General features: G+C 33.5%; 16 protein-coding genes. 15 read left to right on the forward strand and 1 reads right to left on the reverse strand.

Features of this window, described 5'->3' with window-relative positions; genetic code table 11:
• Window positions 1–59: 59 nt before the first annotated feature.
• The 3 genes from IW20_RS15055 to IW20_RS15065 all read left to right on the forward strand — a co-directional run bounded on the left by IW20_RS15055 (window position 60) and on the right by IW20_RS15065 (window position 3,381).
• Entirely contained in the window at window positions 60–569 is a 510-nt protein-coding gene (locus IW20_RS15055) for a hypothetical protein (RefSeq protein ID WP_035623937.1), read from the forward strand.
• Between the two features lie 139 nt (window positions 570–708).
• Window positions 709–1,890, forward strand: coding sequence for an MFS transporter (locus tag IW20_RS15060; protein ID WP_035623940.1), 1,182 nt, complete (start codon window positions 709–711; stop codon window positions 1,888–1,890).
• Between the two features lie 216 nt (window positions 1,891–2,106).
• Entirely contained in the window at window positions 2,107–3,381 is a 1,275-nt protein-coding gene (locus IW20_RS15065) for a histidine-type phosphatase (RefSeq protein WP_035623943.1), read from the forward strand.
• 319 nt (window positions 3,382–3,700) lie between these two features.
• On the opposite strand, the gene IW20_RS15070 is transcribed toward IW20_RS15065, so the two are convergent.
• Window positions 3,701–5,245 carry a hypothetical protein gene (locus IW20_RS15070; protein WP_035623946.1) on the reverse strand — a complete coding sequence of 515 codons (1,545 nt, stop codon included), beginning with the start codon at window positions 5,243–5,245 and terminating at the stop codon, window positions 3,701–3,703.
• Window positions 5,246–5,400: 155 nt separating this feature from the next.
• Here IW20_RS15070 and IW20_RS15075 point away from each other — a divergent pair, with 155 nt between their 5' ends.
• The 12 genes from IW20_RS15075 (at window position 5,401) to IW20_RS15130 (ending at window position 21,040) form a co-directional block, all read left to right on the forward strand.
• The gene (locus tag IW20_RS15075) at window positions 5,401–6,576 is read left to right on the forward strand and encodes a 2-isopropylmalate synthase (RefSeq protein ID WP_051885795.1); all 1,176 of its coding nucleotides are present in this window, start codon (window positions 5,401–5,403) and stop codon (window positions 6,574–6,576) included.
• A gap of 45 nt (window positions 6,577–6,621) precedes the next feature.
• A complete protein-coding gene (leuB, locus tag IW20_RS15080) occupies window positions 6,622–7,740 on the forward strand; it encodes a 3-isopropylmalate dehydrogenase (RefSeq protein WP_035623949.1) in 1,119 nt (372 codons plus the stop codon).
• Window positions 7,741–8,010: 270 nt separating this feature from the next.
• Window positions 8,011–9,684 (forward strand): dihydroxy-acid dehydratase, encoded by a 1,674-nt coding sequence (gene ilvD, locus IW20_RS15085; protein ID WP_035623951.1) that lies wholly within the window; start codon window positions 8,011–8,013, stop codon window positions 9,682–9,684.
• A gap of 126 nt (window positions 9,685–9,810) precedes the next feature.
• A complete protein-coding gene (ilvB, locus tag IW20_RS15090; RefSeq protein WP_035624268.1) occupies window positions 9,811–11,508 on the forward strand; it encodes a biosynthetic-type acetolactate synthase large subunit in 1,698 nt (565 codons plus the stop codon).
• Between the two features lie 5 nt (window positions 11,509–11,513).
• Window positions 11,514–12,038 carry an acetolactate synthase small subunit gene (gene ilvN / locus IW20_RS15095; protein WP_035623953.1) on the forward strand — a complete coding sequence of 175 codons (525 nt, stop codon included), beginning with the start codon at window positions 11,514–11,516 and terminating at the stop codon, window positions 12,036–12,038.
• A gap of 75 nt (window positions 12,039–12,113) precedes the next feature.
• On the forward strand, window positions 12,114–13,583 hold the full coding sequence (gene ilvC, locus IW20_RS15100; RefSeq protein ID WP_035623957.1) for a ketol-acid reductoisomerase: 1,470 nt from the start codon (window positions 12,114–12,116) through the stop codon (window positions 13,581–13,583).
• Window positions 13,584–14,179: 596 nt separating this feature from the next.
• The gene (acs, locus tag IW20_RS15105; RefSeq protein WP_035624270.1) at window positions 14,180–16,087 is read left to right on the forward strand and encodes an acetate--CoA ligase; all 1,908 of its coding nucleotides are present in this window, start codon (window positions 14,180–14,182) and stop codon (window positions 16,085–16,087) included.
• A gap of 180 nt (window positions 16,088–16,267) precedes the next feature.
• Window positions 16,268–17,401 (forward strand): NAD(P)/FAD-dependent oxidoreductase, encoded by a 1,134-nt coding sequence (locus IW20_RS15110; protein WP_035623959.1) that lies wholly within the window; start codon window positions 16,268–16,270, stop codon window positions 17,399–17,401.
• Entirely contained in the window at window positions 17,401–18,114 is a 714-nt protein-coding gene (locus IW20_RS15115) for a methyltransferase domain-containing protein (protein ID WP_035623962.1), read from the forward strand. Before IW20_RS15110 ends, IW20_RS15115 begins: the two co-directional genes overlap by 1 nt.
• Window positions 18,111–19,163 carry a type III polyketide synthase gene (locus IW20_RS15120; protein WP_035624273.1) on the forward strand — a complete coding sequence of 351 codons (1,053 nt, stop codon included), beginning with the start codon at window positions 18,111–18,113 and terminating at the stop codon, window positions 19,161–19,163. Before IW20_RS15115 ends, IW20_RS15120 begins: the two co-directional genes overlap by 4 nt.
• 13 nt (window positions 19,164–19,176) lie before the next feature.
• Window positions 19,177–19,605, forward strand: a complete 429-nt coding sequence (locus IW20_RS15125) for a 3-hydroxyacyl-ACP dehydratase FabZ family protein (RefSeq protein ID WP_035623965.1) — start codon at window positions 19,177–19,179, stop codon at window positions 19,603–19,605.
• 163 nt (window positions 19,606–19,768) lie between these two features.
• Window positions 19,769–21,040 carry a beta-ketoacyl-[acyl-carrier-protein] synthase family protein gene (locus tag IW20_RS15130; RefSeq protein WP_035623968.1) on the forward strand — a complete coding sequence of 424 codons (1,272 nt, stop codon included), beginning with the start codon at window positions 19,769–19,771 and terminating at the stop codon, window positions 21,038–21,040.
• The last annotated feature ends 5 nt before the right edge of the window (window positions 21,041–21,045 follow it).

The following is a 21,045-nucleotide window of genomic DNA, read 5'->3' on the forward strand; positions in this document are numbered from 1 at the left end:
AAATAGATTTATTCTCGTAAAAGGAATAAAATTTAATTGAACAATAAAGACGAATTATCATGAAAAAAATCAAATTTATAATAGGTGTATTTTTTATTGTATTGTCAGTAAATGCACAAGCCGTTATAGGAAAAACATCTCCACAAGGTTCAGGAATTGTTGATTTTAATACCGCAGATAAATCTGGTATTGTATTACCGTGGGTAACAGCATTGCCTACAGGTACAGCACTGGCGGGAGGCGTAATGTTGTTTGATGCTAACCTGAAAAAAGTAGTATATTATAACGAAACAAACTGGGTAGATTTATCCAGACGCACAGGTTCTGTTGATTTATCCATTCAGGCATCAGTACCCGAAGCAGCAACAAAAGGAACCGTAATTGGGGCTGAAAGTAGCAGCGTAGATGGAGTTCTTGTTTTAGAATCATCAAATAAAGCCTTGATTCTGCCAAGACTAGCTTCGCCACATCTCAATATTATAAAACCTATGCCGGGCACAATTTGTTATGACACAAATAAAAAGATGGTTTGTATCTATAATGGAAGTGAATGGACATTCTGGAAATAGATAATAAAAAATTGTTGTATCTATTGTATAACATGAAATAGTAAAAATCCCCTTTTCAGGGGATTTTTTTTGCATTAAAATTTCATCACACAGTTTAAAGCTGGAGTTTTCCCTATCTTTGCAATTCTAAAAATACCTCATGAATTCCCCTGTAAAAGCCGTTCATCCGATCTATAATCTTCAGTTCGGATTAGTATGTTTAAGTTCTTTACTCTTTTCTGCTAGTTTTAATATGCTAATTCCTGAACTCCCAGAATATTTGAGCAATATGGGTGGGGCAGAGTATAAGGGATTAATTGTTGCGCTTTTTACATTAACAGCAGGAATTTCAAGACCGTTCAGTGGTCGATTAACCGATACATTAGGAAGAGTTCCCGTTATGGCAGTCGGATCTATTGTATGTTTTGTTTGTGGTATTCTATATCCAGTTTTAGGAACCGTTTCTGGATTCTTATTCCTACGATTAATACACGGATTTTCTACAGGATTTAAACCTACAGCAACAGCAGCTTATGTAGCCGATATTGTACCTAGAGAACGCTGGGGAGAAGCTTTAGGCTTACACGGACTTTGTTTTTCTATCGGGATGGCTTTAGGGCCAGCCATTGGTAGTACGATTAAAATATACTCCTCTATGAATATGCTTTTTTATGCATCTTCAGTTTTTGCACTTTTATCTATTCTAATTTTAATGAATATGAAAGAAACACTACAATACAAACAGCGTTTTAGTTTACATATCCTAAAAATTTCAAGAAAAGATATTATTGCAGTCGAGGTTTTGCCAGCAGCAATTGTAACCTTTCTTTCTTATATGGCTTATGGTGTAATACTCACATTAATTCCAGATTGGAGTCAGCATTTAGGGATAACCAATAAAGGATTGTTTTTTATGGTCTTTACGATTACTTCGGTAATAATTCGTTTTGGAGCAGGAAAAGCATCCGATAAATACGGTCGTTTACATCTTATAGGAATCGGACTTTTCTTTTTAATAATATCACTAATCATTGTTGGATTTTCAACCTCTATAACCGGACTTTTAGTTGGTGCAGCACTTTATGGAGTTTCCACAGGAATTGTTTCGCCAGCGCTAAACGCCTGGACAGTCGATATGAGTTTCCCCGATCATCGAGGTAAAGCCATGGCAACAATGTACATCGCCCTTGAGGCAGGAATTGGTCTTGGTGCACTTATCGCAGGATGGATGTATCAGGATGTAATTGCAAAAATTCCGATGCTTATGTATGCCAGTGCATCAATGGTTTTTCTTGCTCTTGGTTATGTTTGGATGCGATTGCGAAAAACGGAAAAAGCCTAACTTTTTTCATAACAGCAAATAGTACTTACAACACGTTGTGTTTTATCATTTTTCATTTCTTCGATTTTATCGAGGTTTATTTTCATGCTTCATAAATTTCATCAAACTCTTATTATTTATTCAGAAAAAGATGTTAATGATAATTTAATGACCTAAATAACTGCAATTATTTTCTAGTATTTACAATATATTTACTTCGCAAAAAACTAAACCAAAATGAAAAAAATCCGTTTATCATTATTACTTACGTTAGCCAATCTATCTGTTATTTTATCCCAAACACCCCAACAAGAACTGTTTGATACTCCCGAAAAAACTGCAGGTGTACACTATGCTTATCCAGACAAAGATATTGTAGCTTATACAAAAGTACCAAAAGGCTATGAAGCCTTTTATATAAGTCATTTTGGGCGACATGGTTCACGTTATTTAATAAATGATGCCGAATATAAAGATGTTATCAATCTGTTTGAAGATGCTAATAAAAGCGGAGCTTTATCAGATTTAGGCAAAGACGCCTTAAAACGATTGCAACAACTTTGGACAGAAGTAGAGTTTAGAGGCGGAGAACTTTCTCCTTTAGGACAAAGAGAACAAAGAGGTATTGCAGAACGTATGTATAACCATTATCCAAAAGTTTTTACAAAAGATGCCCAAATAGAAGCTAATGCCACAACAGTACTACGAGTTGTATTAAGTATGGATGCTTTTTGCGAACGCATAAAAGAGTTTAACCCAAACCTACAAATCTCTCGAAATGCAGGTATCAAATGGCAACAATACCTAAACTATCATACAAAAGAAGCAATTGCTTTTAGATCTGCCAAAGACACATGGAAAGAAGAGTTCCTGAAATTTGAAACCAAACATACAAACCCAGATCGTTTAATAAATTCGTTATTTTCTGATAACGACTATATCATCAAGAAAGTAAATCCTGATGATCTCATGAAAAAATTATTTGCCATAGCAGGAGGGATGCAAAATACAGAAACAAAATTATCCTTTTATGATTTATTCGAAAAACAAGAATTGTTTGATTTATGGCAAACTAACAACTATCGTTTATATGTAAATGATGCAAACTCGGCTCTTAATAACGGAATTATGTTTGAGAATCAAAAGCCTACTCTAAAAAATATCTTAGAAAATGCTAATAAAATAATTGCATCCAAAGGAAAAGGAGCGACACTACGTTTTGCGCATGATGGTAATATAATTCCGCTTGCAATGTTACTTCATTTAGACGGAAGTTATAATAGCGTTGCTGATCCTAACAAGTTTTACGAAGCTTGGAGCAGCTTTAAAGTAGCGCCTATGGCTGGAAACATACAAATTGTATTCTTCAGAAAACCAAAATCTGATGATGTTCTTGTAAAATTCCTTCTACACGAAAAAGAAATACTCGTTCCGACTATACAAACAGATAAAGCACCTTATTATCATTGGAAAGATGTAAAAGCTTATTATAACAGTTTGCTTTCTAGTTAAAACAGGACTTTGTGGCAAAAAATTAACCGCAAAGTTCACAAAGGTTTACGCAAAGAACGCAAAGCTTTTAAATTTGAGTAAATCAATGTAATTCGTGGCTACTTTTTTAAATCCATTTAATCCCTTTAATCTGTGGCGAAAGATTTAACCGCAAAGTTCACAAAGGTTTACGCAAAGAACACAAAGTATTAAAATTAGAGTAAATCCGTGTAATTCGTGGCTACTTTTTTAATCCTTTTAATCTGTTTAATCTGTGGCAAAAAATTAACCCCAAAAAAATCTTAGTCTCTCAGAAACTTAGCAACTTAGAACCTTAAAACTACCTATTAATAAGCTTCGCTTTTTCTCTCATGATATCGGCAATTTTTCGGTTTTCGATTTTGCTTTCAAGCCACGAAATAATATCTAAGTATAAAAAAGCTCTTTTCTCGTAAGTGTTTTTTTCAAGCTCTATAAAACGCTCACGCATCTTTATAAACTCCTTTTTAATATCGTTAGGGTAGAAGTTGTTTAGGTTCTTTAAAAACTTAATAATCTCTTTTTGCACTTCGTGTAAGTCGTTCATTTTTAATAAAAACTTATACGTATTCTTCAATTGGTTTTCTAAGTAATAATCTTTCCCTAATTCATAATGAACAATAAGACATAGTATTCGCGAGAAGCACATTAAATCTTCACGCATCGTAAGATTCTTATTGTTTATGATTTTCTCTAAATAATATATCGACTCATTATACTTTTCGTTACCAAAATAAATACAAGCAATTTTATAGTAAAACAACATCTCATGGTGCTCATCAAGATGTTCGCTATGAAGTTTTATTTTATCTAAAATTTCAGGAATTAAATATTCGCTTTCAGCAAAAGATGCATCAAGAATATGATAGTTTAGTTTATTATTATACAAATACAAGAACGATAATGAAGCCACATTATCATTTACAGGAAAACGAGGATCATTTATAGTTTCTTCTAATAACGTTAAGTATTTCTTGAAATTAGATTTATATTTCAGCATATACAACGACTCCAGGAAATAATGATTTCCTTTAAGGAAGAATACAGGATTCAGATAAATCATATTTGGATTATCATAAAACAACGTAACCCATTTATAAGCATATTTATAACTGGCCAAAAAGTCCTGAACCAAGAAACTACGCCATAAATTAGCATTATAGAACCAATATTTTTCGCGGAAGCCAAACTTACTTTCGTCTAATTTGGAAATATGTTTATTAAAATAATCATCGATATATTTATATTCCTCATCACTCTTTACATAACCTGTTTTTAGCATGATACCATATAACTGTAGCGAAAGATTAGAAAGTTTACTCGAGATAGTATTGCGATAATTTAATTCTTTGGCCTGAATAACCAATTCGTCGGCTCGACCTTGAATACTTCGTGTAATATATTGCGATTCAATTAATTTCTCAAACTCAACAATCTCATACGCCATATACTTTTCGTCGTTTTCCAGCGCTTGTTGCTTGGTTTTATCCAAGATTTTCAAACTCTGTTTATACAACCCTTTATTATACAGAATAGCTGCAAAATCAATTTGTTCACGCAACTGATAACGAATGTTCTGACTAGGAATATTCAACCGAATACTAACCAAAATTTGCTTGTATAAATACGATTTAAGATTAGATAATTGTACTTTTTTAATAATTCCACTTTTCAAAATAAGCTTCTCGTCATAGTTTTCAGACTTGTCTAAAATATTAAAGAGCTCGATAAATTTCGTGTTTGAGCTAGTCTCTAATCGACTGGCAAAAATCTTAAATTGTCTTTTTTCTGATTTGGAAAGGGACTTTATTAATACAAATAAAAAATCTTTTTGATGGTTAGCCATTGTAAAATATAATAATGTAATTTATTGATATTTAGATAGTTGATAGGTTTTAATTTGTGTTATGAACAGTATATTTTCACTAAAATGAATTTCATACTAAAGTAATACAATATAAGTTTGTTATCAGGATGTGAAATTACATTAAATAAATTAAAATGAATAGAGAGAAAGTTCAAATTTTTGATACCACCTTAAGAGATGGCGAACAAGTCCCAGGATGTAAGTTAGATACAAAACAAAAGTTAGTTATTGCAAAACGACTGGACGAAATGGGAGTTGATATCATCGAGGCTGGTTTCCCTGTGTCTAGCCCAGGGGATTTTTTATCAGTCTCTGAGATTTGCAAAATTGTAGAGAATGCCACCGTCTGTGGTCTTACAAGAGCTGTAAAAAACGACATTGATGTTGCTGCGGCAGCATTAAAACATGCAAAAAAACCAAGAATCCATACAGGAATCGGAACCTCTGAATCTCACATCCTCCATAAACTCAACACAACCAGAGAAGACATAATAGCAAGAGCAAAATTTGCAGTATCGCATGCAAAATCATACGTAGAAGATGTAGAGTTTTACGCCGAAGATGCTGGTAGAACAGATAATGCATTCCTTGCAAAAGTTTGCGAAGAAGTAATAAAATCGGGCGCAACTGTACTTAATATTCCAGATACAACAGGATATTGTTTGCCTGATGAATACGGAGCAAAAATTAAATACTTAAAAGAAAACGTAAAAGGCATCGAGAATGTAATTCTTTCATGTCATTGTCATAATGATTTAGGAATGGCAACCGCAAACTCAATTGCAGGAGCTATAAATGGAGCAAGACAAATAGAATGTACTATTAATGGTATTGGCGAAAGAGCTGGAAATACAGCACTAGAAGAAGTAGTGATGATTTTTAAACAACATCCTTACTTAAACCTAGATACCAATATCAATACAAGACAGTTAAACGAAATGAGTCGTTTGGTTTCTGAAAGTATGGGAATGATAGTTCAGCCAAACAAAGCTATTGTAGGAGCAAATGCTTTTGCGCACAGTTCAGGAATTCATCAAGATGGTGTGATTAAGAACAGAGCAACATACGAAATCATGGATCCACTAGATGTTGGAGTAAATGAATCTTCGATCATCCTTACAGCAAGAAGTGGTAGAGCAGCATTAGCTTACCGTGCTAAGAAAGTAGGTTATGAACTTACCAAAGTACAATTAGACATTGTATATGTTGAGTTTTTAAGATTTGCAGACATTAAAAAAGAAGTTATAGACGAAGATATTCATCAAATTATTGAAGCTTGTAGAATAGAAAGCGAATTAATTAGAAGTTAATTAGACAAATAAATTAAGATTTAAATACATAAAGAACGAGGCATTATGAATTTGAAAATAGCAGTTTTATCAGGGGACGGGATCGGTCCAGAAGTAATTTTACAGGCCAAAAAAGCATTATACGCAATAGGCGAGGTGTACAATCATGAATTTGTTTTTGAAGATGCACTTATGGGAGCAATTGCAATCGATAAAACAGGGAATCCACTTCCTGAACAAACACTGAACCTTTGCCTAAATACCGATGCTGTTTTATTTGGAGCAATCGGAGACCCTAAATATGATAATAATCCAAGTGCAAAAGTTCGTCCGGAGCAAGGATTATTAAAACTGCGTAAAGAACTTGGTTTATTTGCAAACATACGTCCGATAAAGCCATACAAAGCATTATTAGATGCATCACCTTTAAAAAGACAGATTATAGAAGGTGCTGATTTTACAATTTTTAGAGAACTTACAGGTGGAGCTTATTTTGGTGAGAAAAAACTAAATGAAGAAGGAACACATGCATCTGATTTATGTGAGTATTCAGAAGAAGAAATCACCAGAATTGCACATTTAGCTTTTAAAGCAGCTCAAAACCGTCGCAAAAAAGTAACAATGGTAGATAAGGCCAATGTACTTGAAACGTCTAGATTATGGAGAAAAGTTGTAAAAACGGTAAGTGAGAACTACCCAGATGTAGCTTTAGATTTTCTATTTGTAGATAATGCTGCAATGCAAATTATTCTTAATCCAAGACAGTTTGATGTTATCCTAACAGAAAACCTATTTGGAGATATCCTATCAGATGAGGCTAGTGTAATTACAGGTTCTATCGGATTATTAGCTTCGGCTTCATTAGGAGAAAAAAATGCGCTTTTTGAACCAATTCACGGTTCTTATCCGCAAGCAAAAGGAAAAAACATTGCAAATCCAATTGCATCAATATTATCGGCAGCAATGTTACTAGAGCATTTTGGTCTTTTTACAGAAGCAAATAAAGTATACGAAGCGGTAGAAAAAGCAATTGAATATCAAGTTGTGACAGCAGATTTAAAATCTGATTCAAAATTTGGAACAAACGAAGTAGGAGAGTTCGTTTCTAATTTCATTTTAAGCAAAGATGACTTGCTTTATTTTAATAATGATAACGTATACATCGGACAATCTACGATTGTTTAACGTATTTTGTTAAAATCATGAAATTAATCACAATAAGAAGTTGAAATGTTGAGATTTTATTTTTTTAGTAGTATTAGTTTTTATACTTTTGACACATCTAAAAAGAAAACATGAGAATTTCAATTATTATAGCTTCTGTCATTAATGTCAATGTGGTAATCACATATACATAGGGGAATGGTATAAATATAATTGAAAAATAATATTATAAACCTTCCAAATACTGGAAGGTTTTTTTTTGAACAAAAATTAAAATACAAATAACACATAATGGAATTAAATAAGTACAGCAAAGTCATTACTCAAGACCAAACCCAACCAGCAGCACAAGCAATGTTATACGGAATTGGTTTAACTGAAGAAGATTTGAAAAAAGCACAAGTTGGAATTGTAAGCATGGGATATGAAGGTAATACTTGTAATATGCACCTGAACGATTTAGCTAAAGATGTCAAAAAAGGAGTTTCAAATGCAGATTTAGTTGGATTAATTTTCAATACAGTTGGAGTAAGTGATGGAATCTCAAACGGTACTGACGGAATGCGTTTTTCATTAGTTTCACGTGATGTTATTGCCGATTCTATCGAGACAGTAATGGGAGCACAATGGTACGATAGTTTAATTGCAATTCCTGGTTGTGATAAGAATATGCCAGGAGCCCTAATCGCAATGGGAAGAGTAAATCGCCCTGCACTTATGGTTTATGGAGGATCAATACATTCAGGAAAATGGAAAGGAGAATCTTTAAATATTGTTTCAGCTTTTGAAGCATTAGGTAAAAAATTCCAAAACACGATTTCTGACGAAGATTTTAAAGGAGTAATACAAAATGCATGTCCAGGAGCTGGAGCTTGTGGCGGAATGTACACAGCAAATACAATGTCATCGGCAATCGAAGCATTAGGAATGAGTTTACCTTTTAGTTCTTCATATCCAGCGTTAAGCGCAGAAAAAAGACAAGAATGCCTGGAAGCAGGTAAAGCAATCAGAGTATTACTAGAAAAAGATATCAAGCCAAGAGACATCATGACTCATAAGGCATTTGAAAATGCAATTACACTTGTAGCCGTTTTAGGAGGATCTACAAATGCAGTTATGCACTTAATTGCAATGGCACATTCTGTAGATGTTGAAATTACTTTGGCAGATTTCCAGAGAATCAGTGACAAAACACCTGTTCTTGCTGATTTAAAACCAAGTGGAAAATACATGATGGAAGATTTACATGATGTAGGAGGAGTTCCAGCAGTAATGAAATATCTATTAAAAGAAGGATTCATACACGGAGATTGTTTAACAGTAACAGGAAAAACAGTAGCCGAAAATTTAGCTTCAGTTCCAGATTTAAATGATGGACAAGAAGTAATTTTTGAAATCCAAAAAGCACTAAAACCAACTGGAAATATCCAGATATTATACGGAAACCTAGCTTCTGAAGGAGCAGTTGCCAAAATAAGCGGAAAAGAAGGAGAATATTTTGAAGGAACAGCAGTCGTTTTTGAAAGCGAATTTGATGTAATTCCAGGTATTCAAGCCGGAAAAGTAAAACCAGGAGATGTAGTCGTCATCAGGTATTGTGGGCCAAAAGGTGGTCCGGGGATGCCTGAAATGCTAAAACCAACATCGGCAATTATAGGAGCTGGTTTAGGAAGTAGCGTTGCTCTTATTACAGACGGTAGATTCTCTGGAGGCTCACATGGATTTGTGGTAGGACACATGACACCAGAAGCTTATGATGGTGGTGGTATAGCCTTAGTACAAGATGGTGATTTAATAACTATCGATGCGATTAAAAATACCATTAACCTGAAAATATCCGACGCAGAATTTGACGAAAGAAAAGCCAATTGGATTCAACCAGCTTTAAAAGCATCAAAAGGAGTTTTACTAAAATACGCAAGATCGGTTTCAAGCGCATCTACAGGTTGTGTTACCGATAAATAGCAATCAATTATAATTTCAAAAGTTTAATTTCAAATTTCAAAAAAAATGAAAGAATTATTGAAAGAAGAAAATATAGATCTCAGCTCTCCTTCTTTTGAAGGTAGGAGTGAAGAAAAAGATACCAATATGGGAAAGATAAAAATATCAGGCGCCGAAGCCGTTATAAGATGTTTGTTAGCAGAAGGAGTAGACTTAGTTTATGGATATCCGGGTGGAGCTATAATGCCAGTTTACGACGAATTATACAAATTTAAAGATCAATTGCACCATGTACTTGTACGTCACGAACAAGGCGCAACGCATGCTGCACAAGGATATGCAAGAGCAACAGGAAAAGTAGGAGTAGCAATTGCAACTTCAGGACCTGGAGCTACAAATCTGGTTACAGGAATTGCCGATGCACAAATCGATTCGACTCCAATGGTTTGCATTACAGGACAAGTTGGGAAACACTTACTAGGTTCTGATGCTTTTCAGGAAACTGATATCATCGGGATTTCGACTCCAGTAACAAAATGGAATTACCAAGTTACCGAAGCTTCAGAAATTCCAGAGATTATTGCAAGAGCATTTTATATCGCAAGATCAGGTCGTCCAGGCCCAGTTTTAATTGATATAACTAAAAATGCACAATTTGATGAATTCGATTTTAGCTATGAAAAATGTACAGGAATAAGAAGTTATACACCAGTTCCTAAACTAAAACTAGACAAAGTTGCAGCAGCAGCCGAATTAATCAATAAAGCAAAAAAACCTTTCATCGTTTTTGGTCAGGGAATTATTCTTGGTCAAGCCGAAGAACAACTAAAAGCTTTGATTGAAAAAACTGGAATTCCAGCAGGTTGGACAATTTTAGGCCTTTCGGCTTTACCTACAGATCATCCGTTAAACGTAGGAATGTTAGGGATGCACGGAAACTACGGGCCAAACTTGCTTACCAACGAATGTGATGTTTTAATTGCATTAGGAATGCGTTTTGATGACCGTGTTACAGGAAACTTAGCAACTTATGCAAAACAAGCAAAAGTGATTCACTTTGATATTGATCCAGCCGAAATTGACAAAAATGTTAAGACAGAAGTTGCTGTTTTAGGAGATGTAAAAGAAGCTTTGGATGCATTGCTTCCGCTAATCGACAACAACAAACACGAAGCTTGGCACAATATATTCAAAGAAAAGCATCAAATTGAATTTGATTCGGTTATAAAAGAAGAATTAAATCCAACAAACAATAAAGGTATTTCAATGGGTGAAGCCATGGAAATGATTAATAAACACTCAAAAGGTGATGCAATAATTGTTTCAGATGTAGGTCAACACCAAATGTTTGCTTGTCGTTATGCTAAATTTAATACAACCAAAAGTAATGTTACTTCTGGAGGTTTAGGAACAATGGGATTTGCATTACCAGCCGCAATTGGAGCAAAAATGGGAAGACCAGATCGCGAAGTTGTAGCCATTATTGGAGATGGAGGATTTCAGATGACTATTCAGGAATTAGGAACCATTTTTCAGACCAAAGTACCCGTAAAAATTGTCGTACTTAATAATGAATTCTTAGGAATGGTACGCCAATGGCAAGAACTGTTTTTTGACAACAGATATGCTTCTACAGAAATGATAAATCCAAATTTTGTTGCTATTGCAGAAGGATATTATATCAAAGCCAAAAAAGTAACAAAACGCGAAGATTTAGATGCAGCTGTTGCCGAAATGATGGCTTCAGAAGATGCCTATTTCTTAGAAGTTATGGTAGAAAAAGAAAATAATGTATTCCCAATGATTCCAACAGGAGCATGTGTTTCTGATATCAGATTAAGCTAAAAAACATGGAAAATAGAACATTTACCATTTCGGTATACTCAGAAAACAATGTGGGTTTATTAAATAGAATATCAGGAATATTCTTAAAGCGTCACATTAACATATTAAGTCTAAACGTTTCAGAATCAGAAATAGATAATGTTTCAAGATTCATTATAGTTGTAGAAACAACAGAAAAATGGGTTAAGAATATCGTTGGACAAATAGAAAAACAAATCGAGGTAATAAAAGCTTTTTATCACACAGACGAAGAGACAATTTATTTAGAAAACGCTTTGTTTAAGATACATTCAAATTTGTTATTTGATGAAAAACAAATTCAGAACATTATCAAAGAAAGCCAATCTACTATCGTAACTGTTTCTCGTGACTTTTTTGTGATTTCAAAATCAGGAAGGCGTTCAGAAATAGAAGAAGTACACGCTAAACTGAAACCATTTGGAATCATGCAGTTTGTACGTTCAGGTAGAATCTCGGTTTCTAAAGAAAAAATGGAAGTATCCACATTACTAGAAGAGCTAAAGCTATAATTAGTTTCAGCTTTACATACCAATTAACTAATACAATTATTAAATCTCACATTCATTAAATATTTTTTAAAAAAAATGGCAAATTATTTCAACACATTACCACTAAGATTACAATTAGAACAATTAGGCGTTTGCGAATTTATGGAACAATCAGAATTCGCTGATGGAATTGCTGCTTTAAAAGGAAAAAAAGTAGTTATCGTAGGTTGTGGAGCTCAAGGACTAAACCAAGGTTTAAACATGAGAGATTCAGGACTAGATATTTCTTACGCTTTACGTCCAGATGCAATTGCAGAAAAAAGAGCTTCTTATAAAAACGCTGCCGAAAATGGTTTTACAGTAGGTACTTATGAAGAATTAATCCCAACAGCAGATTTAGTTTGTAACCTTACTCCAGATAAACAACATACAGCTGTAGTTACAGCGATTATGCCATTAATGAAAAATGGTTCGACACTAGCATATTCTCACGGTTTTAATATTGTTGAAGAAGGAATGCAAATTCGTAAAGACATTACTGTAATTATGTGTGCTCCTAAATGTCCAGGTTCTGAGGTTCGCGAAGAATACAAAAGAGGATTTGGTGTACCAACATTAATTGCTGTTCACCCAGAAAACGACCCAAATAATTTAGGATTAGATCAAGCTAAAGCTTACGCTGTAGCAACTGGTGGACATAAAGCTGGTGTTTTAAAATCTTCATTTGTTGCCGAAGTAAAATCGGATTTAATGGGAGAACAAACTATCCTTTGCGGAATGTTACAAACGGGATCTATCCTATGTTTTGACAAAATGGTCGAAAAAGGAATCGAACCAGGTTATGCTTCAAAATTAATCCAATACGGATGGGAAACTATTACTGAGGCGTTAAAACATGGTGGAATCACTAATATGATGGATCGTCTTTCTAACCCTGCAAAAATCGAAGCTTACGAAATTGCAGATGAATTAAAAGATATTATGCGTCCGTTATTCCAAAAACATCAAGACGATATCATGTCTGGAGAATTCTCAAGAAACATGATGATTGACTGGGCAAATGACGATGTTAATTTATTGACTTGGAGGGCTGCAACAGGAGAAACTAACTTCGAGAAAACGGCTCCAACAGAAGCTCCAATATCTGAACAAGAATACTTTGATAATGGAGTATTAATGATTGCAATGGTAAAAGCTGGTGTAGAATTAGCTTTTGAAACTATGACAGAAGCAGGTATAATCGAAGAATCTGCTTACTACGAATCATTACACGAATTACCTCTTATTGCAAATACTGTTGCAAGAAAGAAATTATACGAAATGAATAGAATTATATCAGATACTGCTGAATATGGTTGTTATTTATTTGATCACGCTTGCAAACCGTTATTAACTGATTTTATGAAAACAGTTGATACAAACGTAATCGGAAAACCATTCTCGACTTCTAACGGAGTAGATAATGCAGTACTTATTGCAGTAAACAAAACGATTCGTCAGCACCCTATTGAAGAGGTAGGAGCATGGTTGAGAGAATCGATGACTGCAATGAAAAAAATTGGATAATAAAATTAGGACTTCACAAATGTTGAAGTTTGCGCTGTATCTCTGTTTTTATATAATATTTTGAATTAGTAAGCACTTATTAAGATAATATGGATATAGATGCATATTACTTTCACTTAACTACAAACGAGAAGATAGTTAAGTGAAGTAATACCTAATAAAAGACATTTTAAACCCCGTCTTTTAGTATCCTATTTAATTAATAATGTTGCTGCTATTTTCAAAATCGAGAAGATATGTAAGATACAGAAAATGAAATTAATGCCTTATTTATACATTAAAGGAACAATGAAAACAATTGATTCGAATTTATCCAAATCACAATTTTCAGGCATTAAAATTAATTGTTGTTAATCTTGTTAAGACTAAAGGCATGATATTATTTATCATGCCTTTTTTCATGAAAAAAGGCATGATATTATTTATCATGCCTTTTTTCATGAAAAGTAAATTTACCTATAATCGCAAAATTTTAAATTAATGCAAATAAATTGCTAATTTTTAAATGTATAATGCAATTTTTTGTCATAATTAATAAATTAAATAGTTTTAAGAATAGAAAGAGATTTAATACTTTTATAAAAAAAATTGGAAACATGAGTTATTACAAAATTGAAAATTTAGAACAATATTTTAAACACTACAATAAATCTGTTCGTGAACCAAGAAAATTTTGGGGAAAAATAGCAGAGGAAAATTTCACATGGTATCAACAATGGGAAAAAGTTGTTGATTTTAATATGGCAGATGCAGAAGTAAAATGGTTTTCTGAAGCAAAAGTAAACATTACTAAAAACTGTATTGACAGACACTTAAGCAAAAGAGGAGAAAAAACAGCAATAATATTCGAACCAAACGATCCATCAGAAAGTTCATTACATATTACTTATAATGAGTTGTACGAGAGAGTTTCGAAAATGGCAAATGTTCTTCGTGAACAAGGAATAAAAAAAGGAGACAGAGTTTGTATTTATTTACCAATGATTCCAGAATTGGCAGTTTCTGTTTTAGCATGTGCAAGAATTGGAGCCATACATTCAGTTGTATTTGCAGGATTTTCGGCATCGGCAGTAACAGCAAGAATAAATGATAGCGAATGTAAAATGGTTATCACATCTGATGGAGGTTACAGAGGAAACAAAACAATTGACTTAAAAGCAATCGTTGATGAAGCATTAGAAACTTGCCCATGTGTAACTAAAGTTTTGGTTGCAAAAAGAACGCAAACTGAAGTGAAAATGAAAGAAGGACGTGACCAATGGTTACAACCACTTCTTGATGCAGCATTAGACTATAATGTTGCTGAAATTATGGATGCTGAAGATCCGTTATTTATCTTATACACGTCTGGTTCTACAGGAAAACCAAAAGGAATGGTTCATACCACAGCAGGTTATATGGTTTACACAGCGTATACATTTAAAAACGTATTTAGTCACGAAGAAAATGACATCTTCTGGTGTACAGCCGATATTGGTTGGATTACAGGACATTCATACATATTATACGGACCATTATTAAACGGAGGAACAACAGTAATTTTTGAAGGAGTTCCGTCATACCCAGATTTCAGCCGTTTTTGGGAAATTATCGAAAAACACAAAGTAACTCAGTTTTACACTGCGCCAACAGCAATTCGTTCTTTGGCAAAAGAAAGCTTAGATTACATTCAGAAATATCCTTTAAAATCACTTAAAGTAATTGGATCAGTAGGGGAGCCTATCAATGAAGAAGCTTGGCACTGGTACAATGACCACGTAGGAGATAAAAGATGTCCAGTTGTAGATACTTGGTGGCAAACAGAAACTGGAGGAATCATGATTTCGCCAATTGCTTTTGTAACACCTACAAAACCTACTTATGCAACATTACCTCTTCCTGGAATTCAACCAGTTTTAATGGATGAAAAACGTAATGAAATTGAAGGAAACCAAGTAGTAGGAAGTTTATGTATTAAATTCCCATGGCCAGGAATCGCCAGAACAATCTGGGGAGATCACCAACGTTACAAAGACACTTACTTCTCAGCTTTTCCAGGTAAATACTTTACAGGAGATGGTGCCTTAAGAGACGAAGTAGGATATTACAGAATCACGGGTAGAGTAGATGATGTTGTCATTGTTTCTGGACACAACTTAGGAACAGCTCCAATAGAAGATGCTATTAATGAGCATCCTGCAGTAGCAGAATCTGCAATTGTTGGATTCCCACATGATATAAAAGGAAATGCTTTATACGGTTTCGTAATCCTAAAAGAAACAGGAGAATATAGAGATAGAGCCAATTTAAGTAAAGAAATTAACCAATACATATCTGATCACATTGGACCAATTGCTAAATTAGATAAAATTCAGTTTGTATCTGGTTTACCAAAAACACGTTCTGGAAAAATCATGCGTAGAATTTTACGTAAGATAGCCGAAGGTGATTTCTCTAACTTTGGAGATATCTCGACTTTATTGAATCCAGAAATTGTAGAAGAGATTATGAAAGATAAAATCTAATACCTTTTCTAAAAATAAATTTAAAAGCTGTCTCAATGAGGCAGCTTTTTTTGTTTTAAAATGGTTTTCTATTAAGAAATTAGTTAAATTAGCAATAGCATTAATTCGTTAAGATTTAAAACATTGCATAAAATATAAATAAACGAACTCATAACTGTTAAAAACGAATAGTATCTACATATGAAAAAAAATGCTGATGTAGTGATTATTGGTGGCGGACTAGCAGGACTTACTTGTGGTATTCATTTATCCAAAATGAAACTACGAGTGATTTTGATTGAAAAAAACGAATTCCCAAAACATAAAGTTTGTGGCGAATACGTTTCCAATGAAATAAAACCATATTTGGATTGGCTTGACTTAAAAATTCAAGATTTAAACCCCACAACAATTACAGAATTAGAATTTTCTTCACCCAACGGCAAATTAATTCATTGCGATTTACCTTTAGGCGGATTCGGGATTAGTCGTTATGCATTAGATTATTACCTATATCAAAAAGCAATCGAAAACGGGTGTGAGATAATCCATGATTCTGTAGAAGATATTCATTTTAAGAATGATGTATTCACTACATCAACTTCAGACGCTAAACTAATTATATCCAAAATCGCTATCGGTGCTTTTGGCAAACGTTCCTCTTTTGATCAAAAGCTACAACGTAATTTCATCTTAAAAAAAGCTCCTTGGCTGGCTGTAAAAGGACATTATAAAGGCAATTTCTCTAACAGTCTTGTAGGTTTATACAATTTTGAAGGAGGTTATTGCGGTGTTTCAAAAGTTGAAAATAACATCATAAACATTTGCTATTTAGTGGATTTTGAAACCTTTAAAAAATTCAAAAATATTGATGACTTTCAAATAAACATCATGTACAAAAACAAGCATTTAAAGCAGTTTTTCACAAATAGCACTCCATTGTTTGAAAAACCATTAACAATAAGTCAAATTTCATTTGAAGAAAAAACAGCAATCGAAAATCACATTCTAATGGTTGGTGATAGTGCAGGATTAATCCAGCCTTTATGTGGTAACGGAATGGCAATGGCAATACATAGTGCAAAAATTGCATCCGAATTAATTACAGAATTTTTCAGCAATACAATTAGATCAAGAAAAGAACTTGAAGATAGTTATATCAAATCATGGAATTATAATTTTAAAGAAAGATTAAAAATAGGACGCTTTCTGGCTGCGATTTTGCAAAATAAAACCCAATCCACATTTATTATGTGGTTATTAATTCAATTTCCTCTTTTATTACCCCAAATTATTAAAAGAACACATGGCAAACCTATAATTATAAATTATTAATGGCTATAAAAACCAAATATAGAACTGATGATCCTGAGATTATGGATGATTTTAATTTAGAAGGTGAAATTTTACAAAATGCTTTGGATAAAATTGCCAGAATAAATCAACTGCTAGGAGGGAACCAATTAACTTTACAAGGAGTTGAAAAATTATTAATAGGCATTGATAAAAACCAGACAATAACTATTGTAGATGTTGGATGCGGGAACGGAGATATGCTGAGAAAATTAGCTGATTATGGATTAAAATATGATTGGGATTTTCAGTTAAGAGGTATTGATGCAAATGCGTTCACAATAAGCTATGCACGAAAACTATCTAAACATTATCCTAATATCAGCTATCGTTGCGAAGATGTATTTAACGAAGCTTTTAGTCAATTAAAATATGATATAGCCTTATGCACATTGACTTTACATCATTTTAAGACTAACGAGATTATTAATCTGGCGACTGTTTTTGATACCAATGCAAGATATGGTGTTGTAATTAATGATTTACAAAGAAGCATAGTTTCCTATCGTTTGTTCCAAGCAATATGCTTTATTACCAGATTAAACGGAATGCCTAAAAAAGACGGATTAACATCTATTTTAAGAGGATTTAAAAAAAATGAATTAGTAGATTTTTCAAAACAATTAAAATTAAAAAAATATACTATTCAATGGAAATGGGCTTTCCGATATCAATGGATAATTTCAAAAATATGAGTGTAAAAATAACAACAGTTGCCAAGCAATTACCCAAATATTCAAGGACAACAGAAGAAATTATTCCGTTTTTAGATTCATGGCTTATTAACCAAGATGAACGCTTTATTCGAAAAGTCAAAAAAATATTTGAAGGCGCAGCTGTAGATAAGCGCTATTCTATTATGGATCCAATAGAAGTTTTCGCTAATACTTCATTTGAAGAACGAAACGATATTTATGTTCGTGAAGTTATTGATCTAGGAGAAAAAGTATTAAAGAAAGCATTAGACAAAGCAAACTGGAAACCAGAAAGCATTGATTATATTATAACAGTAAGTTGCACAGGAATCATGATTCCATCCCTAGACGCTTATCTTATAAATAAACTCAAACTACGCCAAGACATTGTAAGACTCCCTGTAACCGAAATGGGATGTGCAGCAGGGATTTCTGGAATTATTTATGCTAAAAACTTCTTAAAAGCCAATCCCGGAAAACGCGCTGCAGTAATTGCTGTAGAAAGTCCTACGGCAACATTTCAGTTAGATGATTTTTCAATGGCTAACATTGTATCAGCAGCAATTTTTGGGGACGGAGCAGCTTGTACCTTACTATCATCCCATAAAGACGATAATGGACCAGAGATTCTAGATGAAGAAATGTATCATTTTTACGACAACATCCATATGATGGGTTTTAAGCTTGTAAACACAGGATTGCAAATGGTACTTGATATTGAAGTTCCAGAAACAATAGCGTCTCATTTTCCTGATATTATCCATCCCTTTTTAGCAAAAAACAATTTAAAAATAGAAAATATAGATCATTTAATATTTCATCCAGGAGGAAAAAAAATTATACAAACAGTAGAAGAACTATTTTCGGATTTAGGCAAAAACATTGACGATACAAAAGAAGTATTACGATTGTATGGAAATATGTCTAGTGCAACCGTTTTATATGTTTTAGAACAAATTATGAATAAAAAGCCTAAAAAAGGAGAGAAAGGCTTGATGCTGAGCTTTGGTCCTGGGTTTTCGGCTCAACGTATTTTATTACAATTTTAAATTAAAATTAGAAATGACAAATCAGGATATAATTTCTAAATTACCTTATTCCAAACCTTTTTTGTTTGTAGATGAAATTATATCTATATCCGAAAATGGAGTAGAAGGGAGCTATTATTTTGATGAAAATCTAGATTTTTACAAGGGTCATTTTATCGCTAATCCCATTACACCTGGAGTAATCTTAACTGAAGTTATGGCACAAATAGGTCTTGTATGTTTGGGAATATTTTTATTAAATAAAGAGTTTACAAAAAACACTTCAATTGCTTTAACATCAGTTGAAATTGATTTTTTAAAACCTGTTTATCCTAAGGAGAAAGTTACTGTTGTTTCAGAGAAAATATATTTTAGATTTGGAAAATTAAAATGTAAAGTAAGCATGAAAAATGAACTAGGAATAGAGGTTTGTTCCGGAACAATTGCAGGAATGATTGTTTAGATAACTAATAGTATGCTTTACGTTAAAGATTGAACGCGGATGATACGGATTCGCTAAAGCGAAAACACAGAAAAGAACGGATTTTTAAATCAGTATAATCATTTTAATCTGTGGCAGAAAATTAGTAATAGTTACAGAAATTATAAACTTAAAAAACATTAAAATGCAAAAAAGAGTTGTCATTACAGGTCTTGGAGTTGTTGCCCCAAACGGGGTAGGACTTGATGCATTTACAAATGCATTAAAAAAAGGTTTATCAGGAATTAAACATGATCCAGAATTAGAACAATTACAATTTTCTTGTCAGATTTCAGGAAAACCAGAATTATCCCCTGAATTAATTGCGGAGTATTTCACCGAATTAGAATTACGAAACTTTAATGCTAGTGGGATTTTATATGGTGTAATTGCCGGATTAGACGCTTGGAAAGATGCTGGTTTATTAATTGAAGAAAACAGAGAGCCCGATTGGGATAGCGGAACAATCTTTGGCGCGGGTACATCGGGTATAGAAAAATTTAGAGAAAGCATTTATAAAATCGATAATTTACAAACCAGACGATTAGGAAGTACAGTTGTTGCTCAAACCATGAATAGTGGCGTAAGCGCTTATTTAGGCGGAAAACTTGGATTTGGAAATCAGGTTACAACCAATTCCTCTGCATGTACAACAGGCACAGAAAGTGTCTTAATGGCGTATGAACGCATAAAACTAGGTCAAGCCAAACGCATTCTGGCAGGAAGCACAAGTGATTCAGGACCATACATCTGGGGTGGATTTGATGCTATGAAAGTATGCACGTTCAAACACAATGATTCTCCCGAAAGTGGCTCAAGACCAATGAGTGAGAGTGCTGCAGGATTTGTTCCAGGAAGTGGGGCAGGAGCTTTAGTTCTAGAAGATTTAGAAACTGCTTTAAGTAGGGGAGCCCGAATTTATGCGGAAATTTTAGGCGGAAATGTAAATTCTGGCGGACAACGTGGCAGTGGGAGTATGACCGCTCCAAACTCAGTCGCTGTGCAAAAATGCATTACTAGCGCATTAGAAAATGCTAAAATTTCGGCATCGGAAATTGATTTAATCAACGGGCATTTAACAGCAACATCCAAAGATGCATTAGAAATTGAGAATTGGAGTATTGCATTAAACCGAAAAGGAAAAGATTTCCCTTATGTAAACGCCTTAAAGTCAATTATCGGACATTGCTTATCGGCAGCAGGAAGCATTGAGCTTGTAGCTGCAGTTTTGCAATTACACCAAGGTTTTATTTCTCCCAACATTAATTGTGAAGATTTAAATCCCGAAATCACAGCTATTATTGATAAATCGAAAATCCCAACTCAGTTAATTAACTCTAATTTAAATATTATTGCCAAGGCAAGTTTTGGCTTTGGAGATGTTAATGGTTGCGTAATTTTAAAAAAGTATAACTAATATTC

This window comes from Flavobacterium hydatis (genome assembly GCF_000737695.1).
GTDB classification, from domain to species: domain Bacteria; phylum Bacteroidota; class Bacteroidia; order Flavobacteriales; family Flavobacteriaceae; genus Flavobacterium; species Flavobacterium hydatis.